General features: G+C 43.9%; 13 protein-coding genes and 1 pseudogene. 5 read left to right on the top strand and 9 right to left on the bottom strand.

Features of this window, described 5'->3' with window-relative positions:
• Window positions 1–50: 50 nt before the first annotated feature.
• Window positions 51–677: a CPP1-like family protein gene (locus tag MAS10914_RS0117535; RefSeq protein WP_017317255.1), complete on the top strand. Its 627-nt coding sequence runs from the start codon at window positions 51–53 to the stop codon at window positions 675–677.
• A gap of 33 nt (window positions 678–710) precedes the next feature.
• Here the strand turns inward: MAS10914_RS0117535 and MAS10914_RS0117530 are convergent, their stop codons facing one another.
• The 4 genes and pseudogenes from MAS10914_RS0117530 to MAS10914_RS30440 form a co-directional block, all read right to left on the bottom strand.
• Window positions 711–1,433 carry an HAD family hydrolase gene (locus MAS10914_RS0117530; protein WP_017317254.1) on the bottom strand — a complete coding sequence of 241 codons (723 nt, stop codon included), beginning with the start codon at window positions 1,431–1,433 and terminating at the stop codon, window positions 711–713.
• 92 nt (window positions 1,434–1,525) lie between these two features.
• Window positions 1,526–2,680 (bottom strand): 4-hydroxyphenylpyruvate dioxygenase, encoded by a 1,155-nt coding sequence (hppD, locus tag MAS10914_RS0117525; RefSeq protein WP_017317253.1) that lies wholly within the window; start codon window positions 2,678–2,680, stop codon window positions 1,526–1,528.
• Between the two features lie 329 nt (window positions 2,681–3,009).
• Complete coding sequence (locus MAS10914_RS0117520; protein WP_017317252.1) at window positions 3,010–3,822, bottom strand: peptidylprolyl isomerase; 813 nt, start codon at window positions 3,820–3,822, stop codon at window positions 3,010–3,012.
• A gap of 250 nt (window positions 3,823–4,072) precedes the next feature.
• Window positions 4,073–5,665 (bottom strand): annotated as a pseudogene (locus tag MAS10914_RS30440) (glycerophosphodiester phosphodiesterase family protein); the annotation flags it as partial.
• Between the two features lie 507 nt (window positions 5,666–6,172).
• Between MAS10914_RS30440 and MAS10914_RS0117510 the strand changes: the two are divergent.
• The gene (locus MAS10914_RS0117510; protein ID WP_017317248.1) at window positions 6,173–6,469 is read left to right on the top strand and encodes a 2Fe-2S iron-sulfur cluster-binding protein; all 297 of its coding nucleotides are present in this window, start codon (window positions 6,173–6,175) and stop codon (window positions 6,467–6,469) included.
• 140 nt (window positions 6,470–6,609) lie between these two features.
• A complete protein-coding gene (gene psbM, locus MAS10914_RS0117505; protein WP_017317247.1) occupies window positions 6,610–6,726 on the top strand; it encodes a photosystem II reaction center protein PsbM in 117 nt (38 codons plus the stop codon).
• Window positions 6,727–6,808: 82 nt separating this feature from the next.
• Here psbM and MAS10914_RS0117500 read toward each other — a convergent pair whose 3' ends face one another.
• The 4 genes from MAS10914_RS0117500 to MAS10914_RS0117485 form a co-directional block, all read right to left on the bottom strand.
• Window positions 6,809–7,651: a universal stress protein gene (locus MAS10914_RS0117500; RefSeq protein WP_017317246.1), complete on the bottom strand. Its 843-nt coding sequence runs from the start codon at window positions 7,649–7,651 to the stop codon at window positions 6,809–6,811.
• A gap of 272 nt (window positions 7,652–7,923) precedes the next feature.
• Window positions 7,924–8,280: a hypothetical protein gene (locus MAS10914_RS0117495; protein WP_017317245.1), complete on the bottom strand. Its 357-nt coding sequence runs from the start codon at window positions 8,278–8,280 to the stop codon at window positions 7,924–7,926.
• Between the two features lie 17 nt (window positions 8,281–8,297).
• Window positions 8,298–10,403, bottom strand: a complete 2,106-nt coding sequence (locus MAS10914_RS0117490) for a M3 family metallopeptidase (RefSeq protein ID WP_017317244.1) — start codon at window positions 10,401–10,403, stop codon at window positions 8,298–8,300.
• A 122-nt stretch (window positions 10,404–10,525) separates the two neighbouring features.
• On the bottom strand, window positions 10,526–10,891 hold the full coding sequence (locus MAS10914_RS0117485) for a hypothetical protein (RefSeq protein WP_017317243.1): 366 nt from the start codon (window positions 10,889–10,891) through the stop codon (window positions 10,526–10,528).
• A 610-nt stretch (window positions 10,892–11,501) separates the two neighbouring features.
• Between MAS10914_RS0117485 and MAS10914_RS0117480 the strand changes: the two genes are divergently transcribed.
• On the top strand, window positions 11,502–13,220 hold the full coding sequence (locus MAS10914_RS0117480) for a diflavin flavoprotein (protein WP_017317242.1): 1,719 nt from the start codon (window positions 11,502–11,504) through the stop codon (window positions 13,218–13,220).
• A gap of 85 nt (window positions 13,221–13,305) precedes the next feature.
• Complete coding sequence (locus tag MAS10914_RS0117475; protein ID WP_017317241.1) at window positions 13,306–15,018, top strand: diflavin flavoprotein; 1,713 nt, start codon at window positions 13,306–13,308, stop codon at window positions 15,016–15,018.
• A gap of 740 nt (window positions 15,019–15,758) precedes the next feature.
• On the opposite strand, the gene MAS10914_RS0117465 is transcribed toward MAS10914_RS0117475, so the two are convergent.
• A complete protein-coding gene (locus tag MAS10914_RS0117465) occupies window positions 15,759–17,051 on the bottom strand; it encodes a dicarboxylate/amino acid:cation symporter (RefSeq protein ID WP_017317239.1) in 1,293 nt (430 codons plus the stop codon).
• Between the last annotated feature and the right edge of the window lie 42 nt (window positions 17,052–17,093).

The raw sequence follows: 17,093 nt of genomic DNA, 5'->3' as shown, positions 1-17,093 counted from the left end.
TTTCTTTAGTAAGATATTGCCGCCGATTGAGGCTGAAGTGATAAACTCCCATGAGCGAGCAAAATCCCTACGAAAAACTTGGGGTATCAGAGGATGCTACCTTCGATGAAATTCAAGACGTTCGCAATCGCCTATTGGAGCAATACAGTGGCGATGGCAAACGTCTAGAAGTCATTGAAGCAGCTTATGACGCGATTTTAATGGAGCGCTTAAGGATGCGCCAAGAAGGCAAAATAAAAGTGCCCGAACGCATCCGCTTTCCCGAGCGGCTCGTGCAATCGCCTCCAAAAGAAAAGCTAACCCCTCGCGACCAGTCGCCTGCGTGGCTACAACGAATCCTGGATAAGCCAACTCCAGCAGATGTATTGTTACCTGGAGCTTGGTATATTGGGTTGAGTGCCATTAGCGTGTTTTACCAAGCTGGGGGCGACCAGATTTTGCAGTTGGTATTAGTGCTTGGGGTGGGTTTAAGTATTTACTTTCTCAATCGCAAGGAAGGAAAGTTTGGTAGAGCAGTTTTATTAACGCTTATCGGTCTAATTACGGGCTTAATTGCCGGAGGATTTGTTGTCAACTGGCTCCTACCCCAAATACAATTTCTCAATTTAACTCAGAATCAGTTTTCTACGGTGGTAACTTTCGTATTGTTATGGCTTATCAGTAGCTTTTTAAGATAAATGGATTTTTGGGAATGGAAAATGGGGAATTGGTTAATTCAATTCCCCATTTCCCATCCAAGGTGTTTGTTGTAGCGATCTCTCTAGGACTAAATCCACAGCACAACTCAAATCCTTTACAATTAAGTCTGGCTGGTAGGGTTCTAATTGAGCGCGATCGCGGATACCACACTCTACAGCTATCACCTTGATACCGTGTTTTGTGGCAGAAATCATGTCGGCTTCCGTATCTCCCACCATCCAGATATCAGTCGCAGGGGGAAGTTCTTCTATTGCCCGTGCCATCAATAAGGGTTTATCATCAATGTCACGGGTTTTCACGTAGTCGTTGCTTAGGCAATAACAACGATTTTCTGGGAAAAATCTGCCTAAATCATATTTTTTGAAGGCATAGTCTAATTCCCAAACTCGACGCATAGTCATAACGACTAAATCAACTCCCGTCTCTTGGATCTTTAGAAGTGCCTCTACAGCACCAGGCGCTAGGCTGTCATATTGGAAGTATGGTTCCGTATGCACAGTTTTTCGCCGCATTTGAGCAAATTCCTGCGCCTGCACTTCATCAAGACCAGAAATGATACCAATTTGTTTTTCGGGAATACGCGATCGCTTCAACTGCCAAAACTCTGCTTTGGGAAGTTGTCGTACTTGTTGGTCTAAGTGCCGAGTCTTCTCCAAACAGAATTGATAGACACGGTAGTACCGTTCAGAAACATCAATAATGGGACCGTCAAAATCTGTAATAAGTCTTAACATTTTTAGACAAATGTAAATTTTATTAACAGATTAGCCCAAAGATGCTGTTTTAGACTTTTGAAAATTTGATAAGTCCATTTTGGATTTCTAATCTATCGTCCAAAATCTTGTAGGCTACCACGTTTGATTTGTTCATTTTCAATTGCTGCAAATAAAGCGCGAAAATTCCCTTCACCAAAACCTTGAGCTTGGTCACGACGCTCAATAAACTCAAAGAAAAAAGTCGGCTGTCCAAAAATGGGCTGGGTAAAAATTTGCAGTAGTAAGGGCGTTATATTCTTTGACCCAAAAAAAGTATCTTCTTGCCAATCTACCAAAATCTCCTGTTGAGCAATAGCATTCAGTTCCTCTGGAGATAGGGGAAGCCCTTTTCGCTGTCGAATCTGTGAGTAGTAGCCTTTGGAAACTGGGAGTAAACATAGACCATTAGCGCGGAATTGGGCGATTGCATGAACAATATTGCGTGTCCGTAGGGCGATATGTTGAATTCCTGCTCCTCGGTTCACGTTCAAAAATTCTTGAATTTGAGAATTGGCTGAAGCTGGCTCATTAATCGGCAATTGTACGCCTCCATTGCGCGAAACTATCACCTGGCTATATAGAGCAGAGCGAGCAGTTTGAATATTAAACGTCTGCTGTTGCTGAAAATCAAGGATCTTCTCGTACCAAGTCACTGCACGTTCTAAATCGCCTGCATCTACGTTCAGCACGATGTGGTCTATGGCGGTGAAGGAAGAGGGGGGGAGTAGGGGAGTGTCCGAGTGGAGGGAGAACAAGGGAGATTTCTTGTCTTCACCTACTCCCCTTTCGATGAGAGTATGAGACAGAGAACCCCAAGCGGCAATTTTGCCCCATTTAATGTATTCCTGACCATATTGGTGTTGCTGGATAGGTTGGAGGACTTTTGCCCCGTGGGCTTGAGCAAGCAAAATCACCTCTTCTACATTTTCAACAGCAAAAGCGATATCTGCCACACCAGGCGGATGGTGGCGCAAAAACTCAGCCACAGGACTTGTGGGTAATAGCGGGGAAGACAGCAAAAAGTAGATTGGACCACTTTTGACCACTTGTGTGCAGGTGTGAAAGGTATCATCTTCCCTAACTCCCCACGGAATACAGCTCCCCTTTTCACGGAGGGTTGGAGGAATGGCAGAATCAGCGACGACTTGAAAACCCAGATGGCTTACAAACCAATCGCGCCACGCTTTGGCATCTTCTACATAGAAATGTACGTGATCAATTTTCATATGCTTTGAAAATCCAGCGCAAGTGCTTATCTGTCTGTAAATTCTGCCTTTTTTGCTGTATTTTCAGGTCATTCCTAAGCAAGAATCTGGATTTTCAAACAAAAGTGAGGATTGAAGATTTACTTGAGGTGTATCAGCATTATCTCTAGCAGAAGGGACATGAATCAAGCCAGAATGACGCTCATCCAGAGCAACACATCCAGTTTGCCCATACTACACCAATTTGCAAAGGCTATTTTGATTTGAATAGGAAAAGTGCAAACTGTTGTTAAAAACAACGTAGGATGACTAAGAATTTCTCCGTTGCTACAGCTAAATTAACTTTAAGATCATTGACTTGTGTCTGGAAAAAAAACTTCTTGGGGTACATCAGAGCTGACAAAGCCCCGTAGTTCAACTTGAGGTTGTGAAAATTTAGCCTGTAGGTTTTGTAAATTTTCTTGTAACTGAGTTTGTAGCCAGTATTCAAATAGTTCATTGAGCAGTCGCTGCCGCATTTCTTCATCTAACTGGGCCGGTAGAAACTTTTCCAGCTTAACAATTACAATCCAATCTCCCAAGGGTGTTGGTGGTAAAAGCTGACCAGCTTGAACCGATACCAGCATATTTGCCAAAGCTGGATGGGGAATACCTAACTCGACCGGACCTATTAAGCCGCCTGTTTGAGCTTCTGAACCTTGAGAATACTCGCGAGCAAGTTCGCTAAAAGACTGTTCCCCTTCCTGAATTCGGAAGTAAAGTTCTTGGGCAATACAAATATCTTTCACCCGAATGAGGGAATAGACAACCCTATCTAACTTTGCCTTACGTTGAAGAAAGTAGGACTGTAACTTATCTGCCCAAGTGCTTCGCTTGAAGTTTTCCAGTTTTATGTTACGTGTGGCTAGATAGTCTAGTTGTTCGCGGTCTAGACCACGGGCTTGCAACCATGCTTGCAGGTCACCTTCAGAATTCAACTGATGCTGCTGGTAGAAGTGCTTATATGCCTGGGTATTTTCTTCTTTTGTCAGGATAAGGTTGGCGATCGCATTGTCGATAATAATCTCTCGCATCAACTGCGGCAACATTCCGTACTGCTTCAGCAGGGGAATCAGTTCGTCCTTGCTAACGGCGCGCTTACCGACTTGTAAAACTGGAATCATAACTTCCTAAATGTTACAATTACCTGTCTAGGGTAGATAGAGTAAACTAACTCTTCAGGTTTTATCAAAATATCTTAATATCTAGTATTTCTAGTTTAATTGTACTAAGTATTACAGGTAACTTTATTATCCGCTTCAGTTTCACCTTCGTAAGAGTGATAGAAAAAAGAGGTTTGAAAAATCGCCCCCACGTTTGGAGTGAGGGCAAACTGAGGTAAAAGAGTTAGACTACCAAGACTAAGCTGATCATTCAACGAGAAGCCATAAGTAGAGTTGTCATCAGCACTGCCGTGATCACACTAAAGTCACCAATCGCATAGGTGGTATCTTCTAAACGGTAGTACCCAACAAGACCCGGATACTGTGTGCTAACAACATCAAACTGATAAATTCCCAGAGCATTGTTGGGTTCACCAAGAACTGATCCTTCTAGCAGGGAATATAGGTTGGTTTGATCAGGATTCATTGCCAAGCCTTCAAAGCCTGTGGAACGGCTAAGATTGGAGGGACTAAAACCTACAATCCTATCAGAATTATCGGGCGTTAGCGAAACTCGTCCAAAGGGAGCTTGCACCGAGTTGCCGCCAGTCATCTGATCACGGACTTTGTCTCCTGTGGCAGGGAAGTCAGTGAAGTAGCCATCCACGCCCAGGCGGATAAATTGCCTGTACTCTAGTTCTGGGTTTCCGTTATAGTTTGCTGCTAAATAACGATTTTCGTTACGGAAGGTGTAGGGATGTACCAGCAAACCAGCTGCGTGGGCATCCTGCACTAGCGTTGTGGGAGGCAATGTGATTTTGTCAGCTTCGTTGACGGTGCCATCTCCAGTGATATCATCTGCTTTACCATCGCCATCGGCATCAATACCCTTAACCGAGACAATCATCCGCTTCCAGGGACCAATGCCATCGGCGTAAGTTGCAATTTCCTTCAAACCCTCAGGAGTCCGCAGGTCGCCATAGGTACGGCTATCACCACTCACCACGAAATCGTATGGCTGCTTCTCAATCACCGTACCATCAAGGGCAACATCAGTTGCATCTAACAATTGCACCAACGGCACATCTATCATCTGGTTGAGTTCTTTAAGGTTCCCCACTTCAAAAGACTGGATAAACAACCGATTCGGGTCAGTAAAATCGTTTTTTTCCAGAGTCTTAACCAGTGGTTCTTCCAAAGACAAGCCGACAGAATCGTGATAAGTGGGGTGCTTGGTTTCGGGGTAGATGCCTATTTTACGGCCCGTTTCGGTTTCTACCTGCTTGACCAAATCAATGATTTCTTGAAGGGTGGGAATTTCAAACTGACCGTTATAGGACTGATCCCGGAAGGAGAGACGCTCTTTTGCTCGCAAAGTCTTAATTTCTTCCAAGGTAAAGTCGTTAGCAAACCACCCTGTTTCTGTTACACCGTCAATAATCTTAGTAGTATAGCGATCAGCAAACTCTGGGTGATCGGCAACGTTGGTGGTATCTGTAATATTTATTTCATGGCGAGCAATCAACACTCCATCCTTAGTGGAAACGAGGTCTGGCTCAATAAAGTCAGCCCCTTGCTCAATAGCTAATTTGTAAGATTCTAGGGTATGCTCTGGACGCTCACCACTGGCACCCCTGTGACCAATGACAATGGGGGGTTGACCATTTAGGGTTTTCAGGCGGTAGAAGTTCCGGGCGGTAATGGAAGCCTCAAACTGTATGCCACTGAAGCCTTGAGCAGGTTGTTCTGGAAAGGGGATTGTCCTTCCATTTGTATTGCCTGTCATCAAGTTTCCAGAGAGAAGACCCTCAGCAAATGTATCTACTGGTAGTGAAGCAAATCCCTTAAGTATCATGTTTGCCATGCTTTTTCCCTAGTTTGTCGCAACCTAATTTCTTCAGCGGTGGGTATACTATCTGGCTTAAATCTAAAAGAGGTTTGTTCACACCACAAAAATTGAGATTAAATCTCTTTTTTGATAGATATTTGTGGTAAAGAAGCTGCTTACATTTATCAGATTTAAGATGCATTGAACCCAGATATTTACCTTGTGTCTATCCCATCGAAATTCTCATATGTAGGTTAAGGATAAAAAATGTTCTGATTAAAAGTACGATATTTTCGGTAGTTAGAAAGCAACAAGCAGTTGGAGGTGGAAAAAGACGACGTTGGATACAGACAGATGGGCAGGCTGTGGAACAGAGGCTTACTGTCCCTACGTCGTTCAGTAAGCGGCAGTTGAAACAATCTTTACTAAAATTGATTCTTCTTAATAAAATGCAATAAGATAATATATTAAGTCATATATATTTTGAGGCGAGGTCAAAACTTAGCCTTCATACTCAGACTTACAGTGAATGAGGTATCAGGTATGGGTAATGTCACATTCGTTAAAGAAAATCAAGAAGTCGTGGCGGCAAATGGTGCGAACCTACGGGAGAAGGCTCTGCAAAACAACATCGATATATATAAACTCTTTGGCAAGATGATGAATTGTGGAGGTTACGGTCAGTGTGGCTGCTGCGTTGTTGAAGTAGTCGAAGGAGTGGAAAATCTCTCACCCCGTACAGATGCAGAAAATCGATTATTGAAGAAAAAGCCAGAAAATTGCCGTCTCGCTTGTCAAACCTTAGTGAACGGTCCAGTGAGCGTGGTAACAAAACCTTAACAGGAAATAATCACGAGTTAAGGTTAAGGGTAAAAAAGATATTGAACTTCGACTTTGAACTAGTAAAGAATAACTCGTTGAAGCCACGATAATGGTATCCTATAGTTGTTGACCGAATCTCATAGAGAGGCTTTCTTTCCATGCAAGTTAATGACCTGGGGTTCGTGGCGAGCATTTTGTTCGTTTTGGTTCCCTCTGTTTTTTTAATCATTCTTTACATCCAAACTGCTAGCCGCGAAGGGAAAAAAGATAATTAAGACCTGTTTTGTCAGCAAGATAAAAACCCCTATACTTGTCGTGTAGGGGTTTTGTTTATCAACTGCTCAATCTCCTTTGACTTTATCGCGCCAACAATACAGGACAGGTTGCATTAACTCGAACATAGTCAGATAAAGAGGATCCCAAAAGTCGGTCTATATCTACTAAATTCTTAGCAATTGAGGGACGCCGATCTGGAGAACCGAGCAATAATAAGTCTACGTCCAACTTATCTGCCAAGCGACAAATTTCTTCACCTGGTTTACCACTACTTGTGATACAACGAGCTTGGACGCCATATTTTTTAGCTTCTGCATAAGCTGTAGCCAAAATAGGATTTTGTTCTGGATTAATTTCAGTTGTTTCAGATTCTTTGCCGCGTAAATCTGTATTAATATTAGCGAGAATCAATTCCCCTCCCTTAATATCTCGCAGGAAGAATAAAGCCAAATTCACGCAATGTTTTGCGGTATCAGAGTTATCCATTGCCACCATAATGCGGTTAACTTTTTTGATATAAATATCATCTTTTACCAGCAACATGGGGCGAGAAGATAATTGGAAAACGTACTGACTGACTGAGTTTGCTAAAATCGATTGCAAGCGCTTGAGTCCGCGTGAACCCATAATAATTAAGTCAGCCTCGATTTCGTCAGCTACTTCGCAAACAACACGTTTAGGATCACCTTGCCGCAAAATTGAAGAAACTTTGCTGGGATCTAAGTTCAAATACTGGATTGCATTAGCCAGAATTTTGCCGCCTTCTTCCCATTTAGCTGTCATCGCTTCAGCAGAAACTTGATCGGGAACAACGTGCAAAACTGTAACTTTTGACCTTTGGATTGATGGCACTTCTATCAAAGTTTTGAGCATTTCTTCTGCATGCCCCAATCCAGAGACAGCTAGCAAAATTTTTTCTATCATTTTACGTCTTGTTGTTCAGGTTGCTTTGGGAATTAGCCACTGGTCATTTGTCATGAGTTATTAATTATACGGATGCAAAAAATGACAAACGACATTTGGGTTTATTTGCGCCTAGTTACCTAAATCTTCAACTAGGCTTCATTGATTTCAGCTTACTCTCAATTTTGACCAATAAACTTAACGAATGATTATTAAATTTATTAGTTTTAATTTATGTTTACTGTTTTTAATTAAAAACTCAGTTAAGTCTTGCAAAGAAGTGCTACAAAATTTTATAAAAAAAATTTAAATTTACTGTTTGCTATTCTTCTTTTATTTGGAAGTGGTAGCAGCAACGCCAACTGTGGTAATTCCCCAGACATACAACTTCCTCTACGTGTACCGCCATTTTCTCGGCGTCCTGGTCGCCCTTTATCAGGGATTTTCACTTGAAAATCCCTATTCTGCTGACTGCGGTTCCCCGTTTGTGTTAACTGGTTTGTGATGCGTGGGAGAGAAGTTTGTGCGTAAGTTGCTAAAGGCAAGCTTAACAGCAGAGGAAGTAGGGGAAGAAAGTAAAAAGTAAAAAGTAAAAAGTAAAAAGAAGTTTCTTTTAATTTTTGTCTTTTTACTTTTAACTTTTGCTTCATCTCCCTCATCTCCCTAGTTAAGCTGCGACAACTAAGCCGTTGTGCCTCAGCAAAGGTTCAGTACTGGGTTCGCGACCCCGGAACGACTTAAACACTTCCATTGGATGCTTGCTACCACCAAGAGCAAGCACTGTATTACGATAACGCTGACCTGTGACTTTTATCGCCTGTTCGTTATCTAAGCCTACTTCTTCAAAAGCGGCAAACGCATCGGCACTTAAAACTTCAGCCCATTTATAGCTGTAGTAACCTGCCGCATATCCTCCAGCAAATATGTGCCCAAAAGCACATAAAAAGGAATCCTCTGGCAGTGGTGGCAAAACACTTGTGGTCTTGGCAATGCGATCGCGCACATCCTTGGGAGTTTCTCCAGCACCTCGTCGGTACCGGTGGTGCAGTTCTATATCAAGGAGGCTAAAGTGGATTTGCCGCAACATAGCACTACCACTCATGTAATTCTTTGCTGCCAGTAGCTTTTGATAGTAATGTTCTGGCAGAGGTTCGCCTGTTTCGTAATGCTTTGCCATACCAAATAAAGTTGGTCTGTCATAGCACCAGTTTTCCATGAACTGGCTGGGCAATTCCACAGCATCCCACTCGACGTTGTTGATACCTGCTGCACTAGTGTAGTCTACCTTAGTCAGCATATGATGCAAGCCATGACCGAACTCGTGAAACAAAGTTTCTACTTCATAGAAAGTCATGAGACTAGGCTTGCCATCTATTGGGGGAGTTTGGTTGCAAACCAAATACGCCACAGGAAGGCGGGTAGTCGTCACCCCATTTTCTGTCACCTTACCACGGCTGATGCAGACATCCATCCAAGCACCATCACGCTTTTCTTCTGGACGGCTGTAGGGGTCTAGGTAGAAGTAGGCAATTGGGTTATCTGTTTCGTCAGCAATTTGGAAGTAACGCACATCCTCATGCCAAAGTGGGGCTTGACCATCAGCAGAGGTGATTTTGACGCCAAACAGCCGTTGCACCAATCCAAATAAGCCATCTAGAACTTGAGGAAGTGGGAAATAGGGGCGTAATTCTTCAGCAGTGAAGTCAAATTTTTCTTCTCGTTGACGTTCTGCCCAAAAAGTGGTATCCCAATGTTGTAAATCTTGGGCTTCTGGTGCTCCCTTTGATGCGGCAAAGCCTTTGAGTTCTTCTAATTCCTGATTAGCAGCATCATAACTACGGGAGCGTAGTTCTTCCAACAGCGACTCTACTGCTGGGACACTCTTAGCCATTTTACTGGCTAGGCTTAATTCAGCATATGTCTTAAAGCCGAGTAATTCCGACAGTTCTTGACGTAACTCCAAAATCCGTTCAATCAACGGGTTGTTATCCAGCTCACCCGATGAAGCACGGGTGATAAAGGCTTGATACAATTTTGCTCGCAAGTCACGCCTGGTGCTGTGCTGCATGAAAGGACCGTAACTGGGGAAATCCAAACTGATGCGCCAAGGACCGTTTTCTGGTGTAGCGTTTTCTTCCCCGCCAGCCCGTGCGGCTTGTGCTGCTAAACTCAGCAAACTGGGGGGTAAGCCGTCGATTTCTTCCTTGGTTGTCAGTGTCATGCTAAAGGCTTTAGTCGCATCTAGCAGATGGTTGGAAAACTTAGTAGAAAGTTCTGCCAACTCCATCTGAATGGCGTTGAAGCGTTCCCGTGCTTCACCCTGCAAGCCAACACCAGAAAGTTCTGCATCTCGGATGGCAGCCTCCACAATACGCTGTTGCGCCGAGTTTAATGTTGCCCAAGCATCACTAGCACGGAGTACCTTAAAAGCATTATAAATTGGTTGGCTTTGGCTAAGTTTATTAGAAAACTGTACCACCTGCGGCTGTACAGTTTCGTATGCTTCGCGAAGTTCAGGGCTATTTTTCACACCCATCAGATGGTTTACAACGCCCCAACTCCAATATAAGCGTTCCGTCAGCTTTTCTAGAGGTTCTACTAAACCGCTCCAAGTCGGCTCTACATTGGCTTCTAAAGTAGCAACTTCCTGGTCTAGTTCTGCCAGTAGTTGGTTGAATGCAGGCACCACATATTCTGCTTTAATCTCTCCAAAGGGAGGCAAACCAGAGCCTTTAAGTAAGGGATTATCTGAAATAATGGCATTTTTACTCATGTTTTTGTGTGAGTAGCGGGTCAATACGCAGTAAAAAGCGGTTTTTCTTTATATATCATCTAATGTAACGACAGCTTTCTCTATTGCGGATTTTTCGCAACTCAAGGTGATAACAACCGCACTTACACCAAATTGTGCAGGCTATAATTGTCCAACTCCAGTAGTGGAGTGCGAAAATTTTGGATTGACTCAGGGTCATTCTGACGTTCAAGGCTGGAGGTTGGATCAAACGTCATATCATGGTCAAGAAACTGACCCAAAAAAGTAAACCCTGCGGTAATTCTCGGGTTATCAGGGTTTTCGGGGTTGGGGTTTCCCGGTACATCTTTAGCATCCATGAGTCCACCTGGTTTTCCAAGCTCAGACAACTTCTCCCGTACTTGAGGAGTATCATCAGGGGCAAAGGGGGGTAACGATGGGAAGAGCCGACCGAACCTTCCTTGTTCGTGGTAAATAGAACGGGGCGGAACTTGGTCTCTAAGGTACAATTCACCGTGTCTAGTCCTAGTTTTTCCTTCTAGTTAATTACTGCGAAGGAAGGAAATTGCTTAAGCTTTTTTTAGAAAATCTTTCAGCTATAAATATAGTGACCCCATCGATTCAAAGCCTTCCTTCCGCTTTCTGACATAAGTGTTAGTGAAATCAACTTATGCACTTGCGTCATCAGATATAGCAATCCCAAATAATTCATGAACATTAGTTCAGAGTGCAGACTAAAAGTCCGCACTCTCCTTGAAGCCTGCACTACAAACAACGTTCACAACCCTTACGGGGATTGCTGTAGGCTAATTACTCAACTGTATTTAATTAGATACAACGGTTGCAAAATTTATGGCTTTTGCTACAAACTAGTTGGCACGAATATTATCTTGCTAACATTTCTTAATTATTTTTTTTGTTAGAAAACCAGAGTGTTTGATATAATTGATTATTTTTTTAAGCAATGGTTGATAACAATTGTTAAGTAAAAGATGACGCAAAAAAATAGCTATTTTGAATACATCTTGACTTAAAGAAAAAATAAAATTTTTGACAACTTTACGAAAATATTTATGAGCAAAATAAAGACGACTGATTATTTGTGCTTGGAGACAAAGAATGGTAGCGATCGCAGAGAACGTCCAAAAACGGCTAACTATACAAACTATCGAAATAGCTCCTAACACAACGGCGATTCGCTGTCTTGATTGGGACCGCGATCGCTTTGACATTGAATTCGGACTACAAAACGGTACGACTTACAACTCATATCTCATTAAGGGTGATAAGGTAGTTCTCGTTGATACCTCTCACACGAAGTTTCGCAACCTATATTTAGATACGCTCAAAAGCCTTGTAAACCCGAAGGCGATTGATTACATTATTGTCAGCCACACAGAGCCAGACCACAGCGGCTTAGTTGAAGACGTTCTCCAATTAGCTCCCAGAGCCACCGTCTTAGCATCAAAAGTTGCACTTCAATTTTTAGAAAACCTGGTACACGATCCGTTTTCTAAGAGGATTGTCAAGAGTGGCGATCGCATAGATTTAGGTCAAGGACACGAAATAGAATTCGTGAGTGCGCCTAACCTGCACTGGCCCGATACAATATTCAGCTACGACACCAAAAATCAAATCCTCTTCACCTGTGATGCCTTTGGGATGCATTATTGCAGTGATGATACCTTTGATGTCAACCTAGAGGCGATCGAACCAGATTTTCGATTCTACTACGATTGCTTGATGGGTCCGAACGCCCGTTCGCTGCTGAATGCCATGAAGAAAATGGGCGAACTTGGAAAAATTAAGATCATCGCCAACGGACACGGACCATTACTGTATCACAATCTGGAAGTTCTTAGAGAGTGTTACCACAGCTGGAGCCAAAAACAAGCTAAGGCAGAAACAGTAGTAGCCTTATTTTATGTCTCTGGCTATGGACACAGTGAGCGCCTTGCCCAAGCAGTTGCTCAGGGAGTCCAGAAAACTGAGGTTGGCGTCGAAATGATCGATCTGACCTCTGCTGAGATCCAAGAGATTCAAGAACTCGCAGGCAGGGCAGCTGGCATCATTATCGGTATGCCCCCAAGCGCTAACGCCGCCGCTCATGCTGCCATCAGTTCACTACTCGCTGTTGTCAAGAGCAAGCAAGTGATCGGACTCTTTGAATGCTACGGCGGCGATGATGAACCCATTGACCCACTGCGGAGAAAATTTCTTGAGCTTGGCATCAAAGAAGCCTTCCCAGCCATCCGGATTAAAGAAACTCCTACCAAAGCCACACATCAACTGTGTGAAGAAGCTGGTACAGACTTGGGACAATTGCTCGTCCGCGAACGCAACATCAAGCAAATTAAGTCCATCGATGCAAACTTGGAAAAAGCGTTGGGTCGCATCAGCAGCGGATTGTACATTATCACCACCAAAAAAGCTGATATCCAAGGTGCAATGCTCGCTTCCTGGGTAGCTCAAGCTAGTATACAACCTTTAGGATTTACAGTTGCAGTCGCCAAAGACCGTGCGATTGATTCCTTGATGCAAGTGGGTGATAAGTTCGTCCTTAACGTTTTGGAAGAAGGAAATTATCAAGAATTAAAGAAACACTTCCTCAAGCGTTTGCATCCTGGTGCAGACAGATTCGCCGGAGTCAAAACCCAAACAGCCAGAAACGGTTGCCCCATATTAACAGATGCTCTTGCCTATATAGAATGCGAAATTGCCAGCAGCATCGAATGCAGTGACCACTGGCTCGTATACTGTACAGTTCAAGACGGTCGAGTCTCCAAACCCGATGGAATCACAGCTGTTCGCCATCGCAAGGTAGGCAACTACTACTAAACGACAAGATTAGGAGGAGAAATAACTTCCTCCACTACCCCACTCCTCCACTCCTCCCCTCCTCCTCATCCCTCACTCGATAACTATGAGCAATCCGAATCCCCGCGACGTACAAGTTCTACCAATCGCTACAAACACAACAGTACTCAGGGCACGCAGTTGGACGCGTTTACGGTTTGAAATTGAATACGCGCTGGCAAAGGGTACCACCTCCAATTGCTATTTAATTGAAGGTGAGAAAACTGCAATTATTGACCCACCTCCAGAAACTTTCACCCCAATTTTTCTAGACGCATTACAGCAGTCTCTTGACCTAAAACGGTTGGATTATGTCATTTTAGGTCACTTTAATCCTAACCGGGTAGCAACTCTCAAAGCTCTCTTAGAACTCGCACCACAGCTGACCTTTGTTTGTTCTCTTCCTGGTGCTGCCAATTTGCGTGCAACTTTCCCCAACCACAAATTGAACATTATGGTGATGCGAGGGAAAGAAACTCTGGATTTAGGTAAGGGTCATGTGTTGCGATGCATCCCCATTCCCAGTCCACGTTGGCCCGCAGGTCTTTGTACCTACGACCAGCAAACCCAGATATTGTACAGCAATAAGTTATTCGGTGCTCACGTCTGTGGCGAAGAGGTTTTTGATGAAGACTGGGATGTTTTAAAGGAAGACCAGCGCTACTACTTCGATTGCTTAATGGCTCCCCATGCCACTCACCTACAAGCAGCGCTGGAGAAAATATCAGAACTGCAAGTAAGAATGTATGGTAATCTTCACGGTCCAGTAGTACGATACGGTTTGGTGGAACTTACTCAAGCTTATCAGCAATGGAGCCGTTCTCAAACCGAGCGCGAGATCACCGTTGCCCTACTTTACGCCTCAGCTTATGGAAATACAGCAACTCTGGCGCAGGCGATCGCTCTTGGTTTAACCAAAGGAGGAGTCGCTGTAGAATCTATCAACTGCGAATTTGCTCAACCTGAAGAAATCAAAGCAGCTGTAGAAAAAGCTGATGGCTTTATCATCGGTTCTCCCACCATTGGTGGTAATGCGCCGACTCCGATTCACACTGCTTTGGGTATTGTCTTATCGATTAGTGACAACAGCAAACTCGCTGGGGTCTTTGGTTCCTACGGATGGAGTGGCGAAGCTTTTGACTTAATTGAAGGCAAACTCCGGGATGCGGGATATCGGTTTGGGTTTGACAGTATGAAAGTGAAGTTTAAACCCTCAGATGTCCTTCTCAAGCAGTGTGAAGAAACGGGTACAGACTTTGCTCAAACCCTAAGAAAAGCTAAAAAACTGCGTTTGGCTCAACCAGCAGCGACCCCTGTTGAACAAGCTGTCGGTCGGATTGTCGGCTCAGTTTGCGTCGTGACAGCAAAGCTTGGAGAAGTCTCTACTGGAATGATGGGGTCTTGGATTTCTCAAGCCACGTTTAACCCACCCGGTCTTACCGTTGCTATTGCCAAAGACCGGGCGATTGATACCCTGATGTATCCAGGCGGTAAGTTTGTTTTAAATATTCTGCCTGAAGGCAACCAACAGGAATACATGAAACACTTCCGCAAATCTTTTGCCCCAGGAGAAGAGAGATTTGCAGGTTTTCCTACAGATGTTGCGGATAACGGCTGCATCGTCCTGACTGACTCTTCAGCATATCTTGAATGTTCTGTCAACAAACGCATGGAATGTGGAGACCACTGGGTTGTATATGCAACTGTTGACAATGGTAAATTATTAAAACCCGATGCTGTTACAGCCATTCACCATCGCAAAACAGGCAATCATTATTAAGCTTTGACACTGCGTAAAGTACCGCTCTTGAGTCAGCTAATCGTCATTCATTTTTCCAGGATGATTCGCTTGTAGTAAGGGCTTCAGCCCTAGCTCTATGCAACTTGAAGGCTCATTAGCTTAGCTTCCTGTTTAGCTGAATGATACACCAGATGTGAACTGACAAAAACCCTAATTCCACTGTTGATTCCCTCTCTCCCAGGTTGGCAGAGGGGGTTTATGTGCGGCTAGACCTATGTTGATTTAACGCAATACAGTTTGGTTAACGGTAGCCGTCACCCTAAAGGATACGGAGTTTACGGGCACACGCACAAAGCCTGCACAGGGTTGGTTTGTATAGCCACAGGCTATACAAACCGTATTGTGATTTAACGGATTTTTTATAACTACCTAGCGACATAATTTTTGAAATTTTCCGCATTTGCCACAAGGACACTCGAATATATATTGTGTAAGCTTTAACTTAGGACTCAGTGCTTGTTACATTTTATACTACAGAAGCACTGGATCAACCGTTCTATAGTATTGTCCTCCTTGTATGACTCAAGAAAACAGCAAAATTAAATTTCCTTTTTGGCAGTATCTGAACCAACCAGTCTTCGGTCACAACACAAAGCTGATCTTAAGCCCCCGTCGCTTTGCGCTTCTACATAGAGTGAAACTTTTAGAACGGTGCTGGGCTAAAGAATGTGACGCAAAAGGACCACAACAGAATTAGATAGGAAAGTCATAACTATTGATTAAGCCTCGTCAACAGAACGGGGCTTTTTGCCATCTAGTAGGGCACTCACAGTCATATCTCCCATAACATTGATCACAGTGCGGCAGCGATCCAAAAACCAATCCACTGTGATCAACAAAGCAATATACTGTGTGGGCAAGCCAACGGAAGTGAACACCAATGTCATCGTCACCAACCCAGCTTCTGGGATACCTGCTGCACCTACCGACGCAAAAATCGACGTGAGAATAACAACAAACTGCTGCCCGAGATTCAGATTTTGCCCAAGCACCTGGGAGATAAACAGCGCAGACATCGCCTCATAAAGCGCAGTGCCATCATTATTGAAATTTGCGCCAACTAATGCCCCCAAAGAAGCAGAGGTTTCCCGTACGCCAATTTTGTGCTGTAAAGCCTCAAAGGTAACGGGCATCGTCGCTACTGAGGAATCGGTGGAAAAAGCTGTTAAAAAGGCATCAGTACCGCCACGCAGGAAGTTTTGTGGTTTCACCCAAGAACCAAATTTCACCCTAGTCAGGTAGTAGCAAGCTTGCAACGCCAACGCCACTACCACCGCTACAACGAACGCGCCTAGAGATTTAAACGGCTCAAAGCCCTTTTCAGCAACAACTTTAGCAACAATTCCAAAAACTGCTAATGGCACAAGAGCAATCACCCAATGGAGGATACGGATGATAGCTTCAAACAAAACGCCAATGACCTGCTCAATCGGCTGGTATGTTGTTTGACCTTGGGCAACTTGCTCAGATTTTATCGCACGCAGGACGATGCCGAAGCAAAGAGCAATAACGATAAGCTGAATGACATTGTTATTAACCAAAGGCTCAAGTACAGCTTTTGGCACAGCGTCTTTGAGTAGTCCCCAGGGATCGAAACTTTTAGGAGCTGTTTGCTCACCTATTGGAGATGCCAAATTTCCCCACGTACCGGGACGCATGACGTTTGCCACCAAAAGTCCAATCACAATAGCTACTGTCGTGTTAGTAAACAGCAGCACTGCTAAACGCCGCCCGGCTCTACCAGGGATGTGAGTTGTCATGAAGGTATGTAACACTGCCATCAAAATCAGCGGCGTCGCAAGGGCGCGGAGAGCCTTTAGCACTAATTCAGCAGGAATTGCTAAAGTCTCTATAAAGGTTTTATTTGCCTCACTAGGGTTTCCTGCACCCAATGCAACGCCCAATGCGACTGCCAGAATGAGCGCGATGACAATTTGCAAAGTGAGTGGAATTCTTTGCCACCAAGGACGAGGTTTTGTTTGAGGCTTATCGATGCTGTCTGTTTCGTTCATGCAGGACGCTCAGTTAGCGATGCGATTATTAAAGCATCACTT

It is taken from the genome of Mastigocladopsis repens PCC 10914 (assembly GCF_000315565.1).
GTDB lineage: Bacteria > Cyanobacteriota > Cyanobacteriia > Cyanobacteriales > Nostocaceae > Mastigocladopsis > Mastigocladopsis repens.
Note: the sequence above shows the minus strand (reverse complement) of the source record. Positions and strands in the feature narration are given on the sequence as shown.

Excerpts from the sequence above, each read along its gene's own strand:
- MAS10914_RS0117535 (WP_017317255.1), top strand. The coding sequence starts at position 51 with ATGAGCGAGCAAAATCCCTACGAAAAACTTGGGGTATCAGAGGATGCT.
- MAS10914_RS0117530 (WP_017317254.1), bottom strand. The coding sequence starts at position 1,433 with ATGTTAAGACTTATTACAGATTTTGACGGTCCCATTATTGATGTTTCT.
- hppD (WP_017317253.1), bottom strand. The coding sequence starts at position 2,680 with ATGAAAATTGATCACGTACATTTCTATGTAGAAGATGCCAAAGCGTGG.
- MAS10914_RS0117520 (WP_017317252.1), bottom strand. The coding sequence starts at position 3,822 with ATGATTCCAGTTTTACAAGTCGGTAAGCGCGCCGTTAGCAAGGACGAA.
- MAS10914_RS0117510 (WP_017317248.1), top strand. The coding sequence starts at position 6,173 with ATGGGTAATGTCACATTCGTTAAAGAAAATCAAGAAGTCGTGGCGGCA.
- psbM (WP_017317247.1), top strand. The coding sequence starts at position 6,610 with ATGCAAGTTAATGACCTGGGGTTCGTGGCGAGCATTTTGTTCGTTTTG.
- MAS10914_RS0117500 (WP_017317246.1), bottom strand. The coding sequence starts at position 7,651 with ATGATAGAAAAAATTTTGCTAGCTGTCTCTGGATTGGGGCATGCAGAA.
- MAS10914_RS0117495 (WP_017317245.1), bottom strand. The coding sequence starts at position 8,280 with ATGAAGCAAAAGTTAAAAGTAAAAAGACAAAAATTAAAAGAAACTTCT.
- MAS10914_RS0117490 (WP_017317244.1), bottom strand. The coding sequence starts at position 10,403 with ATGAGTAAAAATGCCATTATTTCAGATAATCCCTTACTTAAAGGCTCT.
- MAS10914_RS0117480 (WP_017317242.1), top strand. The coding sequence starts at position 11,502 with ATGGTAGCGATCGCAGAGAACGTCCAAAAACGGCTAACTATACAAACT.
- MAS10914_RS0117475 (WP_017317241.1), top strand. The coding sequence starts at position 13,306 with ATGAGCAATCCGAATCCCCGCGACGTACAAGTTCTACCAATCGCTACA.
- MAS10914_RS0117465 (WP_017317239.1), bottom strand. The coding sequence starts at position 17,051 with ATGAACGAAACAGACAGCATCGATAAGCCTCAAACAAAACCTCGTCCT.